This is a genomic window from Nisaea denitrificans DSM 18348, assembly GCF_000426505.1.
Classification (GTDB): domain Bacteria; phylum Pseudomonadota; class Alphaproteobacteria; order Thalassobaculales; family Thalassobaculaceae; genus Nisaea; species Nisaea denitrificans.
In genome coordinates this window covers 473,144-493,661 of sequence record NZ_KE384531.1, presented here as the reverse complement: position 1 = coordinate 493,661, position 20,518 = coordinate 473,144, and the positions used below count along the sequence as shown (strand labels likewise).

The following is a 20,518-nucleotide window of genomic DNA, read 5'->3' as shown; positions in this document are numbered from 1 at the left end:
ACTGCTAAAGCGCCACGGGTGCGTTCCCGTGGGCCCGAACCGAGTGGCGGGCATGCCGCGTTCTGCGCGGTCTTGCATGACCTGAGCGATGAAACAGGCGGATGATTTCCGTCAACGGGCCGTCTTGTCCGATTGCTGAGGCACGCCTGCGAGCGACGCTGGAAGGATAGAACGAGCATGGCGCAAGCAATCGAACGGATACACGAGGACAGTACAGGCAGGTATCACCGGGCCTGGGATCAGAGCGAAGCCGAAACGGCGGCCCTGCATCGGCGGCTGACCGAGAGTTACGGAAATCTGAGCGAGCAGGACATGCTGTCCGCCCTGACCGAAGAGGAATTTCCCGGTCGCAGCGCCGTGATCGCTTCCTTTGGCACGGAATCCGCCGTACTGCTGGATATCGTCGCCTCGGTGAACAAGAACCTGCCGGTGATCTTCATTGATACCGGTAAGCATTTCGAAGAGACCCTGCGCTACCGGGACCAACTGGCTGCCCGGCTTGGCCTGACCGATATCCGCAACGCCACCCCGTCGACCGCACTGGTCCGGCGTCAGGACAGGGATGGCACGCTCTGGCAGACCGACCCCGATGCCTGCTGCAACCTGCGTAAGGTGCTGCCGATGCGTCAGGCCATCCAGCCGTTTGGCCTGATCATCACCGGCCGCAAGCGCGCCCATGGAGGCCTGCGCTCGCAGATCGAGATGATTGAGCAATTCGGCGAGCGCATCCGCCTCAACCCGCTCGCGGACTGGGACTCATCCCGGATCGATGCGGAATTCACCGTCCGCGATCTGCCGCGCCACCCGTTGCAGGCGCAAGGGTACAGCTCCATTGGCTGCGCGCCCTGCACCGCCCCCGCCGCCGCGGATGGTGACGTCCGCTCGGGCCGTTGGGCACAGTCCGACAAGACGGAATGCGGTATTCACTTCAACGCCGACGGCTCCGTGAGCCGCGACGGGTCGCAAGACCGGAACAACCGGGATCAGGCAGCCGCCTGATCCTCTTTCAACCATCTCAGAGCCATGCAACGGCACGGACCGAAGGTCCCATCCCGCATGGAAAGATTGATCCCGTCGACCGCCAACGCTAGAAAACGGCGGTCGTCGTCCTTTCAACGGGCCGACAAAACCCAGATCGCCGGATCATGACCAGCGGTACCGGTACCAGCCGGCCCTCGCAACAAGTGAGCAGGTAAATGAACATAATGGACAGTCACGCGGCGACTCCCGCCAGCGCCGAAGAGCGCGGCACCGGCGGCTTTCCGATCCCGGACGGCGTCTTCGCCGAAACCGTGACCGAAGTGCAGCACTATACGGACCGCCTGTTCCGCTTCCGCATGACCCGGCCGCAAAGCTTCCGGTTCCGCTCCGGCGAGTTCGTCATGATTGGGCTGCCGAACGCGGAGAAGCCGGTCTATCGCGCGTATTCCATCGCCAGCCCGTCCTGGGACGAGGCACTCGAATTCTACTCCATCAAGGTTCCGAACGGCCCGCTTACCGAGCACTTGCAGAAGATCCAGCCGGGCGACACCGTGCTGATGCGCAAGAAACCGACCGGCACACTGGTCAATGACGCCCTTACGCCGGGCAAGCGGCTCTACATGTTCTCCACCGGCACCGGAATCGCGCCCTTCGCGTCCGTAATCCGCGATCCGGAGACCTACGAGAAATTCGACGAGCTGATCCTGACCCATACCTGCCGCGACGTTGCCGAACTGGATTATGGCAAGGAGCTGGTCGCCTCCCTGAAGGCAGACGAGGTCTTTGGCGAACTCGCCCAGGCCCAGCTCACGCTCTACTCCACCACAACCCGTGAAGAGAGCCCGAAGATGGGCCGCATCACGGTTCTGATGGAAAGCGGAGAGCTTTACGAGGATCTCGGTGTGCCGCCGCTCAATCCGGAAACGGATCGCGGCATGATCTGCGGCTCCATGGCCATGTTGAAAGACGTCAAGGAGCTTCTGGAGAAATCTGGCCTGAACGAAGGTGCGAACAACAAGCCTGCCGAATTCGTGGTCGAGCGCGCCTTCGTCGGCTGACGGCACGACGCATTCCGGCGTCATTTGGCGCCGGAATGCCTACCGACGACCAATCCCAAAAATCCGAAAATTCCCGCGTTTGAACCCGCCCTATTAAGTTCGGCTTAATACTCGGCTTGTAAAATGGCCTTGCCCGCTCAAAAAGCGGAGCCACGTTATAAACCAGGTATGAGCAGAAGCACTCAGGTGGTGGCATGATCAAGGGATGGGAAGTATTCGGGGCTGGCATGGGATCGTATAGGCCATACGCAAACAACATCGAAGAAGACGATGATGCGCTGGTTTTCATGGATGAAGACTCAGACCTCGAAGAGGATGCCGAGTGCGGTCCAGAGAGCCAGATGCCGTGGCGCATTCTCATTGTCGATGACGATGCGGACGTACATCAATCGACACTGTTCGCTCTCGGCGGAGAGATGATGCTCGGCCGTCCGCTCCATTTTCACCACGCATATTCCGGCACCGAAGCGATCGACGTTTTGAGCAAATGCGACGGTATCTCGGTCATCCTGCTTGACGTGGTGATGGAGACACCGGACGCAGGCCTCAAGCTGGCGCATTACATCCGGGAAACACTTTGTCAGGACGATATCCGGATTATTCTGCGCACCGGACAGCCGGGTTTAATGTCCGAACGGGAAGCCAGAGAGAACGACGAAATCAACCGCTATGTCCTGAAATCACAGATCACCCGATCGATGCTGATGGATGTGGTTACCTCAGAACTTCTCGAATATCTAGGCTCGGAATCCTAACGAGCCAGCCCAGCGAATGCCTTTGGAAACTGCGACTTTTCCGGGCAGAAAAAAGCCACCCAAAACCAACTCTGACAGCGCAATTATCGCCCACCGGGAATCTTCGCACTTGCGAAATACCCAGATAAATTGCTCTAATTTCGAACAATGTCAGAAAGCAAAAACGATTACGACGAGATGTTCGGTGGCGCAGGCGATGTCCGCGAGCCGTACCGCGAGTATCATGACTGGGTCAACTCAGAGGATCCGGGTCAGCTGCTCAGAAAATCGGCAGAAGCGGAGACTTTTTTCCGCCGGACCGGCATCACTTTCAATGTCTATGGCGATACGGAGAACACGGAACGGCTGATCCCGTTCGACGTCGTTCCACGCATCCTCTCGGCGTGGCAATGGTCCAAGCTGGCGCGTGGCATCGAGCAGCGTGTGAGGGCCATCAACGCGTTCCTCTACGATCTCTATCACCAGCAGGAGATCATCAAGGCCGGGCGCATACCGGAACGGCTGATCGCCGAAAACAGTGCTTTCGAGCCGAAAATGATCGGCGTCAATCCACCGGGTGGCGTCTACACACATATCGTCGGCATCGATCTGGTGCGTACCGACGACAATGAATTCTTCGTGCTTGAAGACAATGCCCGCACGCCTTCCGGCGTCTCCTACATGCTGGAGAACCGGGAAACCATGATGCAGATGTTCCCGGAGCTGTTCTCGCGCATACCGGTGCAGAATGTCGGTGACTATCCAAAGAACCTGCGGCGTACCCTAGCCCGCTCCGCGCCGAGCGCCTGTAATGGCCGGCCAACCATCGCGGTGCTCACGCCCGGCATCCACAATTCCGCCTATTTCGAGCATTCCTTCCTGGCGGACCAGATGGGCGCCGAGCTGGTCGAGGGGCACGATCTGCGCGTGATCGACGGCCGCGTTGCCATGCGGACCACACGCGGTTACGAGCCGATCGACGTGATCTACCGCCGGGTCGATGACGAGTATCTCGACCCGATGAATTTCAATCCGGATTCCATGCTGGGCGTGCCGGGCATTCTGGATGTCTACCGATCCGGCGGCATCACCATCGCGAACGCGCCGGGCACCGGTGTCGCGGATGACAAGGCCGTCTATTCCTACATGCCGGATATCGTCGAGTTCTATACGGGCGAGACGCCGATCCTGAAGAATGTCGATACCTGGCGCTGCAGCGAGCCGGACTCGCTTGCCTATGTGCTGGATAATCTGGAAGAGCTGGTCGTCAAGGAAGTACACGGCTCAGGCGGTTACGGCATGCTTATCGGCCCGACGGCCAGCAAACGTGAGATTGCCCGCTTCCGGAAACTGCTGAAAAACAGGCCGGAAAATTACATCGCCCAACCGACTCTGGCGCTGTCCACGGTTCCGATCCTGACCAAGGCCGGCCTTGCGCCGCGCCACGTCGATCTTCGCCCGTTCGTCCTGGTCTCTCCCGACCGGATCGACATCACGCCCGGCGGCCTTACCCGTGTGGCCCTGAAGAAGGGGTCTCTCGTGGTGAATTCAAGTCAGGGCGGCGGGACCAAGGACACCTGGGTGCTGGAGGACTGATGCTCGGCAAATCCGCAGGCGGCCTGTTCTGGATGTTCCGCTATCTTGAGCGCAGCGAGAATCTCGCGCGTCTTCTGGAAGCCGGCTTCCGCATCGCCCTCACCCGCTCAAGCGCGGCGACCAGTGAATGGCAATCCGTGATCGCCACCGCCGGCGTGACGGAAGGCTTCGTTGCCCGCCACAGCGAGTACAATGCTCCGAACGTTGTCGATTTCCTGCTCCGCGACCGGGACAACACCTCAAGTGTCCGCTATGTCATTGAGCAGGCACGGACGAACGCCAGACTGGTACGCACCGCGCTGACCCGGGAGGTCTGGGAAGCAACAAACGAATGCTGGATGGTGCTGGATCAGGCTCTGCAGCGGCCGATCCGGGAACGGGACCTGCCGTCCGTTCTCGCAACCATCAAACAGCAGAGCACACTGGTGCGCGGCACGCTCGTCGGTACCATGCTGCGGAACGATATCTATAATTTCGCCCGCCTCGGCACCTTCATCGAGCGGACCGACAACACAGCGCGCATTCTGGATGTGAAATACTACGTCCTGCTACCGTCTCTCTCCCATATCGGCTCGTCACTGGACAATGTGCAGTGGGAGACGATATTGCGCTCCGTCTCTGCAAACAGGTCCTACCGATGGCTGAACGGCGAGGATATCAACCCGACCAGCATTGCTGATTTCCTGATCCTCGACCGCTCGATGCCCCGGTCCATTGCCCATTGCATGGAAGAGATCGTGGATAACCTGGACCAGCTCTCGAACCGCTACGGCGAACGCAGCGAATGCGCGGAGCAGGCAACGGAAATGTTCAGCAAGCTGGACAGGCAACCCATTGACTCTATCCTAGCCTCCGGGCTGCACGAGTTTCTGAAAGGTTTCATTCAGGATACCGGGCAACTCAGCGGCCAGATCGAACAAGATTATAGATTTTATAGCTGATCATGCGTCTCAGGATCTCCCACAGGACAAGCTATCATTATGATACGCCTGTCCATTTCGCACTCCAGCAGCTTCGCAAGACGCCGCGTCCGTCACCTATGCAGTCGATTGTGAACTGGAATGTGAGTCTCGAAGGCGCCAAACAGGAACTCAGCTTTACAGACCAGCACGCCAATCACGTTATCCTGAGCAGTATCGAACCCGGCCAGAGCGAAATGACGATCCTCTGCGAAGGCGAGATCGATACGCACGAGACCCACGGTGTGCTCGGATTTGAAGTGCAGCATGCTCCACTCTGGTATTACCGCCGCGAAACCCCTGCCACGCTGGCCGGACCCGAACTGAGAAAGCTGCTGAAGTCGCTCCGGGAGGAGAAATCCGATCTTACCCGGATGCATATGCTTTCGGCCCTGATTCGCGAACGGGTCGCCTACGAGACCGGCCGGACCGAGGTGACCACAACCGCGGAAGAAGCTTTGAAGGCGGGGCATGGTGTTTGTCAGGATCACACCCATATACTGATCGCCGCAGCCCGTGAAATCGGATTTCCGGCCCGCTATATCAGCGGTTATCTCATGATGGACGACCGGATTGATCAGGAAGCGGCGCATGCTTGGGCGGAGGTCTTCCTTGCCGATATCGGCTGGGTTGGGTTCGACGTCTCGAATGTCATTTCGCCCGATCAACGATATGTTCGTGTCGCCTGTGGTTTGGATTATAAAGAAGCGGCACCTGTGTCCGGGATGCGTTTCGGCGATAGCGTCGAATCCTTCTCCGTTAGCCTCCAGGTGGAACAACAGTAACCGCGCGTTCGGAGCATACTAAAAGAATGACCTACTGCGTCGGCCTTCGGCTGGAGAAGGGTCTCGTGTTCATGTCGGACACTCGTACCAATTCGGGTGTCGATAACATTTCCCAGTTCAAAAAACTGTTCACCTGGTCGAAGCCCGGTGAGCGGGTGATCACCATGATGACCGCCGGCAATCTGGCGACGACACAGACGGTCGTCAGCATGCTCGACGAGCGCACAAAGGCGCCTGAAGACCGCAGCCCGTCGATTCTGGACGCCCCGTCCATGTTCGATGTCGCCCGGCAGGTCGGCGAGTTGCTGCGCGATGTCATCCGGACCGCGTCCCCCACGGGCGAGCGTGCGGATTCCACCTTCGATGCGACCATCATGCTCGGCGGCCAGATCCTTGGCGGCGGCGCCCGCCTGTTCCTGATCTATCCGGAAGGCAACTTCCTGGAAGCCTCGGAGGACACGCCTTTCTTCCAGATCGGCGAGACCAAGTACGGCCGCCCCATCATCCTGCGCGCGTTCGAGCCGACGATGACCTACGAGGAAGCCGTCAAACTCCTGCTGGTTTCTTTCGACTCGACCGTGAAGGCCAACCTCTCCGTCGGCCTGCCGATCGATGTCATGACTTACGAGGAAGACAGCTTCGAGGTCGGCCATGAGCGCCGGATCACTGCTGACGACCCGTACTACCTGACCATTTCACAAGGTTGGGGCGATGCGCTGAAAAGCGCCTTTAACGCACTGCCGGACTTTCATTTCTGAGTTCGCCTCAGAGATGCGTCAGCACGTTCACGAGCCGCCCTTCGGGATCACGCAGATAGAAACGGCGCACGCCCCAAGGCTCGTCAGCCGGACCGTACTCGATCTCGTAACCGGCAGCCTTCACCTTTTCCAGCATCCCGTCGAGATCGTCCACCTCGACGGAGATGTCCGGCACCGGTGCACCTGAACCGCCTTCGCGCATCAGGCTGAACTGCACCCGCATATACTCTTCCGAGCCCAGGGTTGCGATCCAGCCGAGATCCATCTCCAGTTCAAGATCGAACAGATCGCGATAAAACTTCATAGTCGCGGCCACGTCCGGGACCGCGAGATTTGCGACGATCCGCTTCACACTCAAGACACCCTCCTCATTCCGCCGGTTCGACCGTGTCCCCGGGCCGTATCGTACCGCCCTCGACGATCTCGCAATTGAGGCCGCAGCGATTTAACAACAGCTTGAACAACTTCTTGCCCAGCAGATCGTCGAGATACTTGCAGGGCGTGTTCAACCGGCCGCCATAAAGCACCACATCACCGACCCGGAAACGTTTGCCGACAAGATGATTGAGCGGCACGCCGGTCACCGTCAGATTGCGGCGGCTTTCGACCGGGGTGAGCTCCATGTTGTGATCCCGCGCCAGCGCCGCGAGCGTCTCGCTCTCGATCAGGGTTACCTGCCGGTCGGGCGCCGGGTTGTCCGAATAGGTGCCGGTGCCGAGGAAATACCGGTCCCCCTCGATCCCCTGCCCCGCGACGAGTTTTGCTTCCCGCAGCTCGGTCATGGCCTCCGCGCCTTTGGCACAGATATGAATGTGATCCAGACGACCCTTCCAGGACATGCGCAAGCTCCCTCTTTGCATCAGGGAACAGTATCATGGCCTATCAGAACCCACACAGCCGTCATTCCGGCCGGAGAGCCGGGACCCAGGCGATCATAAATAAAGCACAACTCCTCGTTCTCTGGGTCCCGCATCAAGTGCGGGATGACGATGAAAGATGAACATAAAAAAACCGCCGCCCGTTGCCAGGCGGCGGTTCACTTTGTTCGGATCGGATGAGCGTTAAGCCGACTTGAAGCCCTTCTCGAACGGCAAGGTACGCACCCGCTGGCCGGTTGCCCGGAACACCGCGTTGCCAATGGCCGGGCCAATCGGCGGGACGCCGGGCTCGCCAATACCGGTCGGGCGTTCCGTGCTGGGCACGATATGCACCTCGACCTTCGGCATCAGGTCGATGCGGAGCGGCAGATAGGTGTCGTAGTTGCCCTGATCCACCGCGCCATCCGTCAGCGTCAGTTCTTCCTGCAGGACCGAGCCAAGTCCGAAACCGATACCGCCTTCGACCTGCGCCGTGATCACGTCAGGATTGATCGGCGTGCCGACATCGACGGCCGCCACGACCCGGTGCACGATCACCTGTCCGTCCTCAACCGAAACCTCGGCCAGTTCGGCGACATAAGAGTGAAAGCTCTCATGCACGGCGACGCCCCAATGGTGGCCTTCAGGCAGCTTCTTGCCCCAGTCGGCTTTTTCCGCCGCCAGCTTGAGGACGCCCGCGTGGCGCGGATGGTCCTTCAGCAGGTCGAGACGAAACTGCACCTGATCCGCACCGATCTCGGCGATCACCTCGTCGAGGAACATTTCGGTCGCATAGGCCGTGTGAGTCGAGCCCACCGACCGCCACCAGAGAACCGGAACCCCCACATCCGTGGTGGTCAGCCCAACGCCAAGATTGGGAATGGCGTAAGGCAGGGTGGAGGAGCCTTCAACGGATGTGGCATCCACGCCATCCTTGATCAGTCCGGCGAAGGGACCGCCAGCAACGATGGACTGGCCGACAATATGATTGTCCCAGGCCACCAACTTGCCATCAGCGTCAATTCCGGCGCGCATCCGGTGGACATAGGCCGGACGATAGCGGCCGCCGCGCGTGTCGTTTTCGCGGGTCCATTGCACCTTGACCGGCGCCTTCCAGCCAATAGCCTTGGCTATGGCCACCGCCTCGACGATGACATCCGCGTCCGGGGTCGCCCGCCGACCAAAGCCGCCGCCGGTCTTCATGATGTGCATGCGGGTTTTTACCAACTCCACGCCTGCGACCTTTGAGGCCATCTGCTGGTAGAAATCCGGCATCTGGTGGCCGCCCCAGATCTCCAGAACCCCGTCGCTGTTCATATGCGCAACGGCATTCATCGGCTCCATCGCCGCATGGGCGAGATACGGAAACTCATAGGTCGCTTCCAGCACCTTGGCAGCAGAAGCCAGAGCAGCTTCCGGCTCGCCGTCGGTTCGGGCAACCGCCGTCGGGGCCTTCGTGGCCAGAGCATGATATTCGGCCATGATCTGCGCCGAACCGCGGGTCTCCGCCTTGCTCTCGTCCCAGGTGACTGTAACGAGGTCCCGGCCCTTCAGTGCGGACCACATATCCGTCGCCACCACCGCAACGCCCCGGTCGATCGCCACCACGTCGGTGACGCCTTTCAGCGCTTTGGCTTCATCCGCGTCGAAACTGGCAACCGTCGCACCGAATTTCGGCGGGTGGATCATTACGGCGGTCAGCATGCCGGGCAATTTCACATCAATGGTGAAATCCTGCTCGCCTTTGGTCTTGCCGACACGGTCGAACCGCTTCAGATCCGGATTGCCGATCTCTGTCCATTCGGACCTGTCCTTCAGCGCGATGGTGTCCGGGATTGTCAGGCCCGACGCCGGTTTCGCGAAAGCGCCGAAACCGGAAGACTTGCCGGAACCCGCATGGGCAATGACGCCCTTGCTGACCGTGATCTCGGACGCCGGAACGCCCCAGGCCTGCGCGGCCGCCTCGACCAGCATCATCCGGGCGGCGGCGCCGGCCTTGCGATACCGGTCCCAGGAAGACGCCATCGAGGTGGAACCGCCGGAGCCCTGGAAGCCGCCGCCCCACATGACGTTGCCGTAATGGCGCACGTCCGCCGACGCGCCTTCGACCTTCACCTGTGCCCAGTCCGCGCCCAGCTCTTCCAGAACCAGCGTAGCGATGCCGTGATAGGAGCCCTGCCCCATATCGAATTGCGAGGAATAGATGGTCACCGTGTCGTCTTCGGAAATTGCGATATAGGCCGCGAGTTCATCGCCCTGTTTGGACTGCTCTGTTGCAGCCAGACCGGCAAGCGGCCGGTAGCCAATGGCAAGGCCCGCCGAGGTGGCTGCGGCGGACAGCAGAAAGCCGCGGCGGGAGACCGGTTTGGTCTTCGCGCGTTCGGCAAGTGCATTGAGTTTATGAGACAGCATCGATCAGGCCTCCAGACGGTCGGCGGCGACATGGATCGCGGCGCGAATGCGTTGGTAGGTGGCGCAGCGGCAAAGGTTTCCGCTCATCGCCGCGTCGATATCGTCATCCGTCGGCTTCGGCGTTTCCGCCAGCAGCGCGGCCGCCGACATGATCTGCCCGGACTGGCAATAGCCGCATTGCGGCACATCCAGCTCGGCCCAGACCGTCTGCACCGTCTCGGCCACCTTGCCGGAGACGCCTTCGATCGTGGTGACTTTCGCCCCTTCGATATCGCCAAGGAACGTCTGACAGGAGCGCACCGGCGCCCCATCGACATGCACGGTACAGGCCCCGCATTGTGCCAGGCCGCAACCGAATTTCGTTCCGGTCAGACCGGCATGGTCGCGGATCGCCCACAGCAGTGGAGTATCCGCGTCGGCATCGAGCTGATGCTCGGTGCCGTTCAGATTAAGTGTGATCATTTTTCAGCTCTCCCACACGCGCGAAAGCTCGCCGGCGCATCCCCACGCCGCTTTCGTCGCCGTTGGGAGAGAGATGGGTCCTCTTGCGAAAAAGATATCCACCCTTGAACTGCATGTATTGTGCAATATTTTTCAGCAATGCAGAGAGACATCCTCCCCCACCTTCCCGTCGTCCTCGCCGTTGCGCGCCGGGGCGGCTTCGCGGCTGCCGCCAAAGAGCTCGGCATGAGCGCTTCCGCAGTCAGCCATTCCGTCAGGCTGGTTGAGGATCGGCTCGGCCTTCCGCTCTTCGCTCGTACCACCCGCAGCGTCTCACTGACCGACTGGGGACAGCTACTCGTCGATACCACCGGCCCCTCCATTACCGGCATCGACGACGCGCTGGAGCGGTTGAAGTCGGCTCAGGGGCAGGTTTCCGGGTTGCTGCGCCTGACCATTGCCCAGCCCTTTATCGACATGGTGGTGACGCCGGTTATCAGGGAAATGACAAAACGATACCCGGACCTGACAATTGAGGTTTCGGCGGACAAGCGTCTGATCGACATCGTTGCGGAGAATTTCGATGCCGGCATTCGACTCGGCGGCACCATCGATCAGGACATGAAGATCCTCCGCCTGTCCCCTCCCTTCCGGACCATCATGGCCGCAGCACCCTCCTATATCGAGCAGCACGGGCAGCCCGCTTCCATTAAGGACCTGGCGGATCATAACTGCCTCTCATACAGGCATTCGGGCGGGGCACTCTACGATTGGGAACTGGAGAGCGGCAGCGGAGAGATTGCTGTCCCCTCCGCAGGCAACCTGATCGTGAACGACATGAACGTCGCGATCGACTTCGCGCTGGAAGGGCTGGGTATCATCTACATGTTCGAGCCGAAAATCGCGGCGGAACTGGCAGACGGACGGCTTGTCGAGATCTTGCCGGAAGCCTCTGTCGAGGAAACCGGCCTGTTTCTTTATTTCCCGGACCGGGCAGGAAACAACCCCAAGCTCCGGGCGTTCATCGATACGGCAAAAACAGTTCTGAAACGCCGGGACAATCCCACCATAGGCTAAAGGGCGGCATCGAAGCCGTCTCCTTCGGCCCGATCCAGCCCGAGATATTTCAGCCACCGCAGCAGCTCTGCCTCCATCCGGGCCTTGCGCTGCGCGGTAAGGCTGAGACGTGGTTCTAGCCAGTGCTTGCGCACCCGGAGCACGCCAGCAGGCCGATCGGCCTTCATGTCGATCCGGCCAACCAGCCTGTCGCCTTCCAGCATCGGGAAGACGTAATACCCGTATTCCCGTTTCGCCTCGGGCACGAAAACCTCGATCCGATAGTCGTACCCGAACAGGCGTTGCAGGCGCTTGCGGTCGCGCAGTGCCGGGTCGAACGGACTGAGGAACCGGATACGGCCGGGCGGTGTCGGTGCGGCGGCCGTCCGGTGAAAGACTTCGGGCCGGGCCAGATGCTGCCGCAGGGTACCGTCCGCATTCTCGACCTCGACCGAAATGGCTGTTTCTGCGGTTTGCTGCTCGGCCCAGGCTTTCGCTTCCGCAGGAGAGATCGCATCCCAATAGGCGGCCAACTCCCCCGGCGTCGCAAAGCCAAGCCGCACAAGGGCGGACCGGCAGGCCCAGTCGATGAATTCCTCGTCATGCACCACCGGCTCGAAATGTTCGGCAGGCACCACGTTGGAGGCGATGTCATAGACCTTCTGAAAGCCTTCACGGGCAGAGACAGCCAGCTCTCCCGTGCGCCAGAGATGTTCGAGCGCGGATTTCGACGGCTTCCAGCCCCACCAGGCCTTGTTCTCGTCGCTGCCATCGTGATGGCTCTCGCCTTCCGTCAGGTCACGGGACCGGACAGGGCCGTTCTCGATGATGTGGGCGCGAATCCGGGCGCAGGTTTCCTCGTAATCCTCGCCAAGCCGTTCCCGCCACCAGTCCCGGCTCATCAGCCGGTCGCGCGTGCGGGCGAATTTCGGCTTCCAGTACCGATAGAATTCGACCGGGATCACCGAGGCATCGTGCGTCCAGTTCTCGAACAGGGTGCGCTCCCGCTCGATATGGTGGTGCAGCCATTCCGGCTTGTAGGAGGTCGCGCGGGAAAACAGGATGTGGTGATGCGCCCGCTCCACGGTGCGGATGCTATCTACCTGCACGAAACCGATGCGATGGATCAGCTCCGGCAGATCCTTTCGCCTGAACGGCCGGCCGGGAGACTCCGACAGCGCGTGCAAATGGAGAAACAGACGCCGCGCGTCGCGATTGGGTATGATGTCGGCCATGAGGTAAGCTTCTTCCGAATTGCCCTACCGGATCGAAACATAACGTGAACAAAAAGGAAAGCCCATGGCGCTCAAGACGCTCGATCACGTGAACCTCCGGACACAGAATCTCGATGCGATGGTCGCATGGTACGGCCGGGTGCTGGACATGCATCCCGGCGAGCGCCCGCCCTTCCCGTTTCCCGGCGCCTGGCTTTACGCCAACGGCGCCGCGATGGTGCATCTGGTCGGCGTAAAGGACGACCCTGCCCCCTACCGCCCCGACGCGCAGCTTGAACATTTTGCGATTTCGGCGGAAGGGCTGGGGACTTTCCTCGCGCATCTGCGGGAGCAGAAAGTTGCCTACCGCTGCGGCGTGCTGCCGGAAATGGGAATTCAGCAGGTGAACATCCACGATCATGACGGCAATCATATCCACATCGACTTTGCGCCCGGGGAAGAAGCTGACCTGATTGACTATGATGGCCGTTAACGAGCCTAACCCCGACATTTCAGACCTGCTGACCCTTCTGTCCTCTCCACAATTCGATGACAGGTTGCGCGGCCTCGTGCAGCCATATTTGCGAAAGGGCGCGCGCAGTTTGGTCGCCACTCTTCCGCTCGCGCGGCATATCGGGCATCTGGGCCCGGAACCTCATTATCTGAAGACAATGTTCGGAAGCATGTACGAGCAGATCGTGCTGATCACACCGCCAAGAAGTGACGCCGGGATCAATCAGGGTCTGTTCGATCTGCTTGCGAAGCAATTCACGATCATCGAGACCAACGACAAGCTGGTGCTCTATTCGTCACTGCTCAATCAGGGGCTCGTACAGAAAGGACCATACGATCTATATGCCGCACATATTTTGCGGTTTTATAGAGATTATGGAATGGAGCGCTGGACCCACGGGCCGTCGTTTCTTTCCATGGATGAGCAGTTACTGGAACGCGGCTGGCATTGGCTAAACCGGCTCGGCATTGAAGCCGGGCGCCGTTTCATCCTTCTCCATGTCCGGGACGTGGAGCACGTATCCAACCCGGTCAACAGACGTGAAGGTGTGATGCGCACAGCGTCGCTGGAGAATTTCCTCCCCGCCATTGAATGGCTGACACAACAGGGGTTCCCGGTTTTCCGCATTGGCAGCAAGGATGACCCGTTGTTGAATACCGGGAGTGGTCTTGTCTTCGACGTGCCCCATCTGGATGACCACGAAGACTGGATGGATGTCTTCCTCTGCGGGCAGTGTTTCCTGTCAATCAATTGCCAATCCGGACCGGAAGGTCTGGTCCGCGCCTTCGGACGGCCGAGCCTGACGACAAACCTGATCCCGACCATTTTCGGTCATCATCTGCCGGGCGATCTGTTCCTCTATAAACCGCTCATCGAAACCGGGGCTTCAGCACCTCTCACCTATCAGCAAATTCTGGAGCGTGACCTACCGATCACCCTCAATTCAACACCTCTGCCCGACGCACAATTCTATCAGGACGCAGGAATCGCTCCGATGGAGAATTCAGGTCGCGCCATAGAACTGGCGACGATGGAAATGATCGGACGACTCGAAAACGGGACGGAAAGCCGGACATCGGAAATGAAGGAGCGTTTTCTCGCCCGGAGCATGTCCTATCAGGCACGACTGAACGGCAATCAGTACGCTAGATCGCGCGGGCTCGATCTTTTCACCCATGCTCTCGGCTGGGGCTCACTGGCCGACGCGCAATTGGATCAGGTTCCAGATTTCGTCTAAATGCCCCCGTCTCAGGGCATATGGCGCCCGGAAATCCAACGTAGCCGTTCTCCCCGCAAGGCAGCGTCATAGGCTTCAGGGAAAAACTCTTCCAGCTCCCGGACGCAGGCCTGGTTTTCGAACAGTTCGTGTTTTCTTGCCTCGATTTTCGCGACGACTTTGGCCCGCCATGCCGGGTCGGTGCCGCAAGCGAGCGTGATACGGACGTAATCATCCGGCGTGTCCGCAACCAGCTCCATCACATCGATGGCCTTCAGCCAGCCAATCGTCATCCTGCCCCGCACATAATCCGCCGGCAGGGTGATCGGTGGGATACCGAGGCCAAGCGCCTGGATAGTTGTATTCCCCCCGCAGAAATGAGTGGTGTCGAGCATCGCCGCGCTGTGTTTCAGCAAGGCGTAATAATCGAGTTTCGGCAGGCGGCCGACCCAGTGAATGCGTTGCGTCAGATCGCCAAGCGTCTCCGACAGGCGTGCTTCGAGCTGACGGTTCCGGGTCTCTTGCCGGTCTTTCAGCAGCACCAGCATGCCGTCCGGATCGCCCTCCAGAATGCCTTTCAGGATCGAATCGAAATCCGGGTGAAACTTGAACAGGGTTTGTGGGCAGAAATAGAGCGTCCGGTCCTCCGGCAGGCCGAAGTAGGAAAGCCGTTTGTCCGGGACCTCCGGCAAATCCGGATAGCAGAGCGGGATATCCTTCACCCGGATCGGCATTTCCGTGTAATGCGCCTCCGCGCCCTCAATTTCCTGCAAGGCGCTGCAAACGAAGTAATCCATATGCGGCAGGCCGGTCGTGACCGGATGTCCCTGCATGACGCATTGCACAGGGGCAAATCGCGCGAACCCGAGATAATAGCTGAGCGGCTCCATCCCGATATCGCCGAACACCAGGATATCCAGCTCCAGCGCCGCAATATCCTGCTGCGCCTGGAAAAGGTCTTCCTCGATCCGTGTATACCCGGCAGGCCCTTGGCCCGGCGGGAAGATATCTACATCCTGCGGCTCCATGGTGCTGATCAGATGCACCTCGAAAAGCGCGGGATCGAGATTGCGGATGATGCCTTCGCTGATGAACTTGACCGAATGATCGTAGAAAAATTTCGACAGGAAGCCGATCTTCAACTTGCCGCCGGAGCGCGCTTTCGGCGACCGGCAATGCGGCGCAACAAAACCGAGAGCGGGACAAAGCGCGAGATAGGTCTCGGCAATCAACGTCTGCAGACCGCGGTCGTTCCGGCCGTGATAGGCAAGATAGAAATTCGGCCGACCGACTTCTTTAAGAGGATCCGTCATCACCATACCGGAGTGCTTGATCGCCAGCATCCGCCGCTCGATATCCGCCCGTATGGCATCGATTTCAGCTTCGGACCGCAGGATGGTCGGGAAGGTCATTGCCCGCTTCATCGCAAGGCCAGCATCGTCCGGTGCAATCCGGAGCGCATGATCGTAGGCGTCGGCGGCGGCCTCCATGTCTGTCATGTCGAACAGAAGCGCCGCGTGGTTTTTGATCGCAGGAAGCAGATCCGGTGAAACTGTGCGGGCCCGCCCATAGGCAAGATCAGCATCGTCGACAGTGCCGACCTGCTTGAGCATCACCCCCCGGTCATTCCATTCCATCGCATCCGCCGGATCGAGCAGCAATGCGCGCCTGTGGCCCGCAATGGCCGCCTCTTTCTCTCCCCCGGCGAAACGGGCAAGGGCAAAGGCAGCATGTGCTTTCGCACTTGTGGGAAGCGCGGCCAGTGCCTGCGCCGCGAGGGCGCGTGCCCGGGCCGGACTTCCATGCAGAGCCTCGATACGGGCACAGAGAAGCAAGGCATCCGGCCAACCGGGAGCAATTGCCAGTGCCCGGTTGCACTCGCGGCTGGCAGCACTGTTCTGCCCGGACAGATCGAGAATACGAGCCGCATTGAAAACAGCGTCCAGGTCTGCCGGATTGAGACACTGGCTCCGTCGGAACGCCGTCACCGCCGCGTCATGCGTGCCGTGGCGACCGAGATGATGAGCCATCAGGAGATGCAAGCGAGCCGAGTCCGGGAAACGCCTGACGGCATTCTCCAGGATCGCCGGCGCATCTTCTGCTTCGGTCCGGAATGCGATCTCGCCAAGCCGTTCCGCCTGCTGCGCCTGCAGGCTTCCGTCAGCCAGGAGCCGGCGGCCTGTGTTCAGAACATCCGCATGCAGACCGGCAGCACAGGCAACTTCGAAAAGGAGCGCCAGAGCTTCCTGACTGCCCGTTGTCCCGGCCCTCCGAAGAGGCGGAACGGCTTCTTCAACCGCTCCGCGCCTCAGTCTGAGGCGGGCAAGATTGAGTGCCGGATCAGCCAGGTCCGGTTCCATCTCATGGGCACGGGCCAGCACCGACTCCGCTTCGTCGGCACGGCCGCTTCCGTCCAGCGCAATGGCGAGCAGGTTGCTTGTTGCCGCATCCGGTCCGCCTTCAAGAACGGAACGGTAACCGGTGATCGCACGCTCCAGATCGCCCGCGTGATGCGCGGATTTGGCGTCAGCCAGGAGAGGAGAAATCGTCATGCCGGAATGATAACGGGTCTGGCGCAGAGCGCCACACTCCGATCATTCGGATATGGTCAGCTTAGTGGATGGGGTCGGTGTCTTCCGCTTTGGTGCGGAAATGCTCCAGCAGGAACATCCGGACAGCAGCGGTCCGGCTCATCTCGGGGAACGCCTTCTCGGCGTCTGTCACGATAGAATCGATGCACAATTCACGGTCATGCGCACACTCTTCCAACGCCTCCCAGAAGTCTTCTTCAAGGATGATGGAGGTCCGGTGACCCGCATAAACATTCTTGCGTGATTTTGAAGAGCTCATGCTGCCCCCGTGAAAATCCAACGCCATGGTTAATTCCCGTGAATACTAAGACAAGTTGTATGCGTTCAACAATCCGAATGATCCGGAAAACCAGAAAAACACGGAACTTATTAATTCTTGTTTAACATCGAATCCCCAAAACGCCCGTAAATCCGCAAAACACAACCAATAGAGCGGAATATTTAGGCACTTCAATCTTTAAGGGATACGGGCTCTGCTGATGGATTACCAAGGATCAGATCCGCAGCCTTTTCCCCGATCATCATGGTCGAGGCATTCAGGTTCGCAGACGGCATGGTCGGCATGATTGACGCGTCGACAACCCTGAGATTTGCCATTCCCCTAACCCGAAGCTGATCGTCGACCACGGCTGTCTTGTCGCTATCCGGGCCCATCCGGCAGGAGCCCATCAGATGGAAAGTCGTGGTGCCCCGCTCGCGGGCGGCGGCCAGCAGCTCGTCGTCAGTCTGCACGCCCGGACCTGGATAGAGTTCACCATCAAAGAAAGGCTGCAAAGGTTCGGTTTGCAACAGGCGCCGGGCGAGCTTCATTCCCGACAACAGCACCTGCCGGTCGGTCTCGTCCGCCAGATAGTTCGGCTGGATCGCCGGCGCCTCGAACGGATCGGCATTTCGGGCGCGGATATAACCGATGCTCTCTGGCCGTTGCTGCCAGGAAGCGATGGTCATGCCCGGCAGATCGTCCAGCTTCGACTGTACGCCGTGCTTGTAGCTGGCCGGTGTAAAGGTGAACTGCAGATCGCTGTTCCGCGCCGCCTCGTTCGAGTGCCAGAAGCAGTATACGAGTGTTGGGCTGAGGCCGAGGATGCTCTTCTGTCCGGTAAAATACTTGAAGACCTCACCCCAGAGCCTCGGCCCCCGCGCCAGCTCGTTGATGCTGTTCGAGTTCTTGACCCGTGCGGTGAAGCGCGGCGCGTAATGGTCGCGCAGGTTCTCGCCAACACCGGGAAGCGCGTGCTGCACATCGATGCCGAGCCCGCGCAGCAGTTCCGGATCGCCTACGCCGGAGAGTTGCAGCAGTTGCGGCGAATTCACCGCACCGCCGGACAGGATCACCTCACGCCGTGCGAAAACCTCCGTCTCGATCCCGTGCCGGCCACCGTCAGAATAGCGGATGCCTTTGGCGCTCTTGCCTTCGAACAGGATTTTCGTCGCATGCGCATTGGTCCGCACGGTCAGGTTCTTGCGCTTCATCGCCGGACGCAGATAACCCCGCGCTGTGCTCATCCGACGGCGGCCGTAGATCGTCCGCTGGGCGTAGGATACGCCTTCCTGGATCTTGCCGTTGTAATCCTTGTTGTGCGGGATACCGATGCTTTCGGCGCCCTTGATGAAAGCATCGCAGAGCGGGTGCTGCCAGTCGATATCGGTCACCGCCATATTGCCCTCGCGGCCGCGGAACGTATCTTCGCCCTCGCCGATACGATGCTCGGTCCGCTTGAAATAGGGCAGTACGTCGGCATAACCCCAGCCCCGATTGCCGCGCTGGGCCCAGCCGTCAAAATCGAGCCGCTGGCCGCGATTGTAGATATGCCCGTTGATGGAACTGGAGCCACCGAGAGTCTTACCGCGCGGCGCGGCGATGGAGCGGCCGCCGGTCCAGTAGCTCGGCTCGCTCTCGTAAAGCCAGTTCACCGAGGGATCGACCAGAGTCTTCATGAAACCGGCAGGGATATGGATCATCGGATGATAGTCCGGCGGCCCTGCTTCGAGCAGGCACACGGTGACGGACGGATCCGCACTGAGCCGGTTCGCGAGCACACAACCGGCAGAGCCGGCGCCGACGATCACATAATCAAAGCTGGTCATTGAAGGGTATTTCCAAGGGTGGGAAGGGCGTTTCCGAGGGTTGGTTAATTGGCCCTATCATTGCGCAAGCTTAACCGGTTGCGCAATTTGGTTTCCTCATGGAGCCGAACCGACTAAGAGAAAGCCCGTGTCACCTGGCGGTTTTGCGCTGCTATTCAAAAGAAACTCGGGAGGATCAGAGATGAAGCATCTCTTCTCGCGCCGCGCCATGATGGCGGGCGTCACCGCACTCGGCATTATGGCCGGGACGTTCGGAACGGCCGTTGCCGCCGACAAGATCACCGTCGGGGCGCTCCGCTTCACCTCGCACTCGGGTGGCTTTGTAGCCTTCGAGAAAGGCTACTTCACCGAGCAGGGTCTCGAAGTCGAGTTCAAATACTTCCAGGCAGCCCAGCCGATGGCCGTCGCGATTGCCTCGGGCGACGTCGATTTCGGCGTGACCTCGATCACCGGCGGTCTGGTCAACCTCGCCGACAAGGGTGCGGTGAAAGTGATCGGCGGCGTGCTGCAGGAAGAAAAAGGCATCGACGGCTCCGCCATCCTCGCCGGCACCGCCGCTTTTGAGGCCGGCCTGACCAGCCCGGACAAGCTCGCGGGCCACAGCCTCGGCATCACCCAGACCGGCTCCTCCTTCCACTACATGGCCTCCCAGGTCGCGGCGAAGGAAGGTTTCGACGTCTCGAAGATTTCCCTGAAGCCGCTGCAGAAGGTCGGCGCCATCATCGGCGCGCTGAAGTCCGGTCAGGTCGATGCCATGATCATCGTGCCGCACATCGCCAAGCCACTGCAAAAAGGCGGCGCCGCGAAGATCATCGGCTGGATCAACGATTATGACGACTATCAGGTGACCACCGCCTTCACCTCTGCCAAGAACGCCGCCGAGCGTCCGGAGCTGGTGAAGAAGTTCGTCGCTGCCTACGCCAAGGGATCGGCCGACTTCAACGCCGTCATGGTCGACAAGACAAAAGGCGATGCGGCCATCGAAGAGATGACCAAGCTGATCCACAAATATGTCTATACCAGCCGGCCCTACGAAAAAGCCGCGCCGTCGATCAAGAACGGCGCCATGCGGTTGCAGCCGGGTCTGAAGCTGAACCTGACCAATGTGAAGAAGCAGCTCGCCTGGTTCCAGAGCGAAGGTCTGGTCGGCAAGGACATCTCGATCGACACGCTGGTCGATACGCAATTCGTCGAAACCTACTGATCCGATATCTATTCATATGGGGGGCCCGGCCGCCAAAGCCGGGCCCTGCCGGAA

At 60.0% G+C, this 20,518-nt stretch carries 19 protein-coding genes; 11 read left to right on the top strand and 8 right to left on the bottom strand.

Annotated features, from left to right (window positions below):
• Positions 1–177: 177 nt before the first annotated feature.
• The 7 genes from K328_RS24970 (at position 178) to K328_RS0119250 (ending at position 6,871) form a co-directional block, all read left to right on the top strand.
• A complete protein-coding gene (locus K328_RS24970; protein ID WP_084608417.1) occupies positions 178–999 on the top strand; it encodes a phosphoadenylyl-sulfate reductase in 822 nt (273 codons plus the stop codon).
• A gap of 197 nt (positions 1,000–1,196) precedes the next feature.
• Positions 1,197–2,039: a ferredoxin--NADP reductase gene (locus tag K328_RS0119275; protein WP_425411525.1), complete on the top strand. Its 843-nt coding sequence runs from the start codon at positions 1,197–1,199 to the stop codon at positions 2,037–2,039.
• Positions 2,040–2,266: 227 nt separating this feature from the next.
• Positions 2,267–2,794, top strand: a complete 528-nt coding sequence (locus tag K328_RS0119270; RefSeq protein WP_169721241.1) for a response regulator — start codon at positions 2,267–2,269, stop codon at positions 2,792–2,794.
• A gap of 147 nt (positions 2,795–2,941) precedes the next feature.
• Positions 2,942–4,369, top strand: a complete 1,428-nt coding sequence (locus K328_RS0119265) for a circularly permuted type 2 ATP-grasp protein (RefSeq protein ID WP_028467372.1) — start codon at positions 2,942–2,944, stop codon at positions 4,367–4,369.
• Positions 4,369–5,310: an alpha-E domain-containing protein gene (locus tag K328_RS0119260; RefSeq protein ID WP_028467371.1), complete on the top strand. Its 942-nt coding sequence runs from the start codon at positions 4,369–4,371 to the stop codon at positions 5,308–5,310. The genes K328_RS0119265 and K328_RS0119260 overlap by 1 nt, the downstream gene beginning before the upstream one ends.
• Before the next feature lie 2 nt (positions 5,311–5,312).
• Positions 5,313–6,113, top strand: a complete 801-nt coding sequence (locus K328_RS0119255) for a transglutaminase family protein (RefSeq protein ID WP_028467370.1) — start codon at positions 5,313–5,315, stop codon at positions 6,111–6,113.
• A gap of 26 nt (positions 6,114–6,139) precedes the next feature.
• Entirely contained in the window at positions 6,140–6,871 is a 732-nt protein-coding gene (locus tag K328_RS0119250; protein WP_028467369.1) for a proteasome-type protease, read from the top strand.
• Positions 6,872–6,878: 7 nt separating this feature from the next.
• Here K328_RS0119250 and K328_RS0119245 read toward each other — a convergent pair whose 3' ends face one another.
• The 4 genes from K328_RS0119245 to K328_RS0119230 form a co-directional block, all read right to left on the bottom strand.
• Complete coding sequence (locus K328_RS0119245) at positions 6,879–7,223, bottom strand: VOC family protein (RefSeq protein ID WP_245577601.1); 345 nt, start codon at positions 7,221–7,223, stop codon at positions 6,879–6,881.
• Positions 7,224–7,239: 16 nt separating this feature from the next.
• Complete coding sequence (locus K328_RS0119240) at positions 7,240–7,710, bottom strand: MOSC domain-containing protein (protein WP_028467367.1); 471 nt, start codon at positions 7,708–7,710, stop codon at positions 7,240–7,242.
• Positions 7,711–7,932: 222 nt separating this feature from the next.
• Entirely contained in the window at positions 7,933–10,140 is a 2,208-nt protein-coding gene (locus tag K328_RS0119235) for a xanthine dehydrogenase family protein molybdopterin-binding subunit (RefSeq protein WP_028467366.1), read from the bottom strand.
• 3 nt (positions 10,141–10,143) lie between these two features.
• Positions 10,144–10,602 (bottom strand): (2Fe-2S)-binding protein, encoded by a 459-nt coding sequence (locus tag K328_RS0119230; RefSeq protein ID WP_028467365.1) that lies wholly within the window; start codon positions 10,600–10,602, stop codon positions 10,144–10,146.
• A 138-nt stretch (positions 10,603–10,740) separates the two neighbouring features.
• Here K328_RS0119230 and K328_RS0119225 point away from each other — a divergent pair, with 138 nt between their 5' ends.
• Positions 10,741–11,658 carry a LysR family transcriptional regulator gene (locus K328_RS0119225; RefSeq protein ID WP_028467364.1) on the top strand — a complete coding sequence of 306 codons (918 nt, stop codon included), beginning with the start codon at positions 10,741–10,743 and terminating at the stop codon, positions 11,656–11,658.
• Here the strand turns inward: K328_RS0119225 and K328_RS0119220 are convergent.
• Positions 11,655–12,872 carry a winged helix-turn-helix domain-containing protein gene (locus K328_RS0119220; protein ID WP_028467363.1) on the bottom strand — a complete coding sequence of 406 codons (1,218 nt, stop codon included), beginning with the start codon at positions 12,870–12,872 and terminating at the stop codon, positions 11,655–11,657. The genes K328_RS0119225 and K328_RS0119220 overlap by 4 nt on opposite strands.
• Before the next feature lie 64 nt (positions 12,873–12,936).
• Here K328_RS0119220 and K328_RS0119215 point away from each other — a divergent pair, with 64 nt between their 5' ends.
• The gene (locus tag K328_RS0119215) at positions 12,937–13,344 is read left to right on the top strand and encodes a VOC family protein (protein WP_028467362.1); all 408 of its coding nucleotides are present in this window, start codon (positions 12,937–12,939) and stop codon (positions 13,342–13,344) included.
• A complete protein-coding gene (locus tag K328_RS0119210) occupies positions 13,331–14,602 on the top strand; it encodes a TIGR04372 family glycosyltransferase (protein ID WP_084608416.1) in 1,272 nt (423 codons plus the stop codon). Before K328_RS0119215 ends, K328_RS0119210 begins: the two co-directional genes overlap by 14 nt.
• Positions 14,603–14,613: 11 nt before the next feature.
• Here K328_RS0119210 and K328_RS0119205 read toward each other — a convergent pair whose 3' ends face one another.
• The 3 genes from K328_RS0119205 to K328_RS0119195 all read right to left on the bottom strand — a co-directional run bounded on the left by K328_RS0119205 (position 14,614) and on the right by K328_RS0119195 (position 19,260).
• Positions 14,614–17,133 (bottom strand): O-linked N-acetylglucosamine transferase family protein, encoded by a 2,520-nt coding sequence (locus K328_RS0119205; RefSeq protein ID WP_028467360.1) that lies wholly within the window; start codon positions 17,131–17,133, stop codon positions 14,614–14,616.
• Between the two features lie 61 nt (positions 17,134–17,194).
• Positions 17,195–17,431, bottom strand: coding sequence for a ribbon-helix-helix domain-containing protein (locus K328_RS24965; protein ID WP_169721240.1), 237 nt, complete (start codon positions 17,429–17,431; stop codon positions 17,195–17,197).
• A gap of 191 nt (positions 17,432–17,622) precedes the next feature.
• On the bottom strand, positions 17,623–19,260 hold the full coding sequence (locus tag K328_RS0119195) for a GMC family oxidoreductase (protein WP_028467359.1): 1,638 nt from the start codon (positions 19,258–19,260) through the stop codon (positions 17,623–17,625).
• Between the two features lie 181 nt (positions 19,261–19,441).
• Between K328_RS0119195 and K328_RS0119190 the strand changes: the two genes are divergently transcribed.
• Complete coding sequence (locus tag K328_RS0119190) at positions 19,442–20,464, top strand: ABC transporter substrate-binding protein (RefSeq protein WP_028467358.1); 1,023 nt, start codon at positions 19,442–19,444, stop codon at positions 20,462–20,464.
• Positions 20,465–20,518 lie beyond the last annotated feature (54 nt).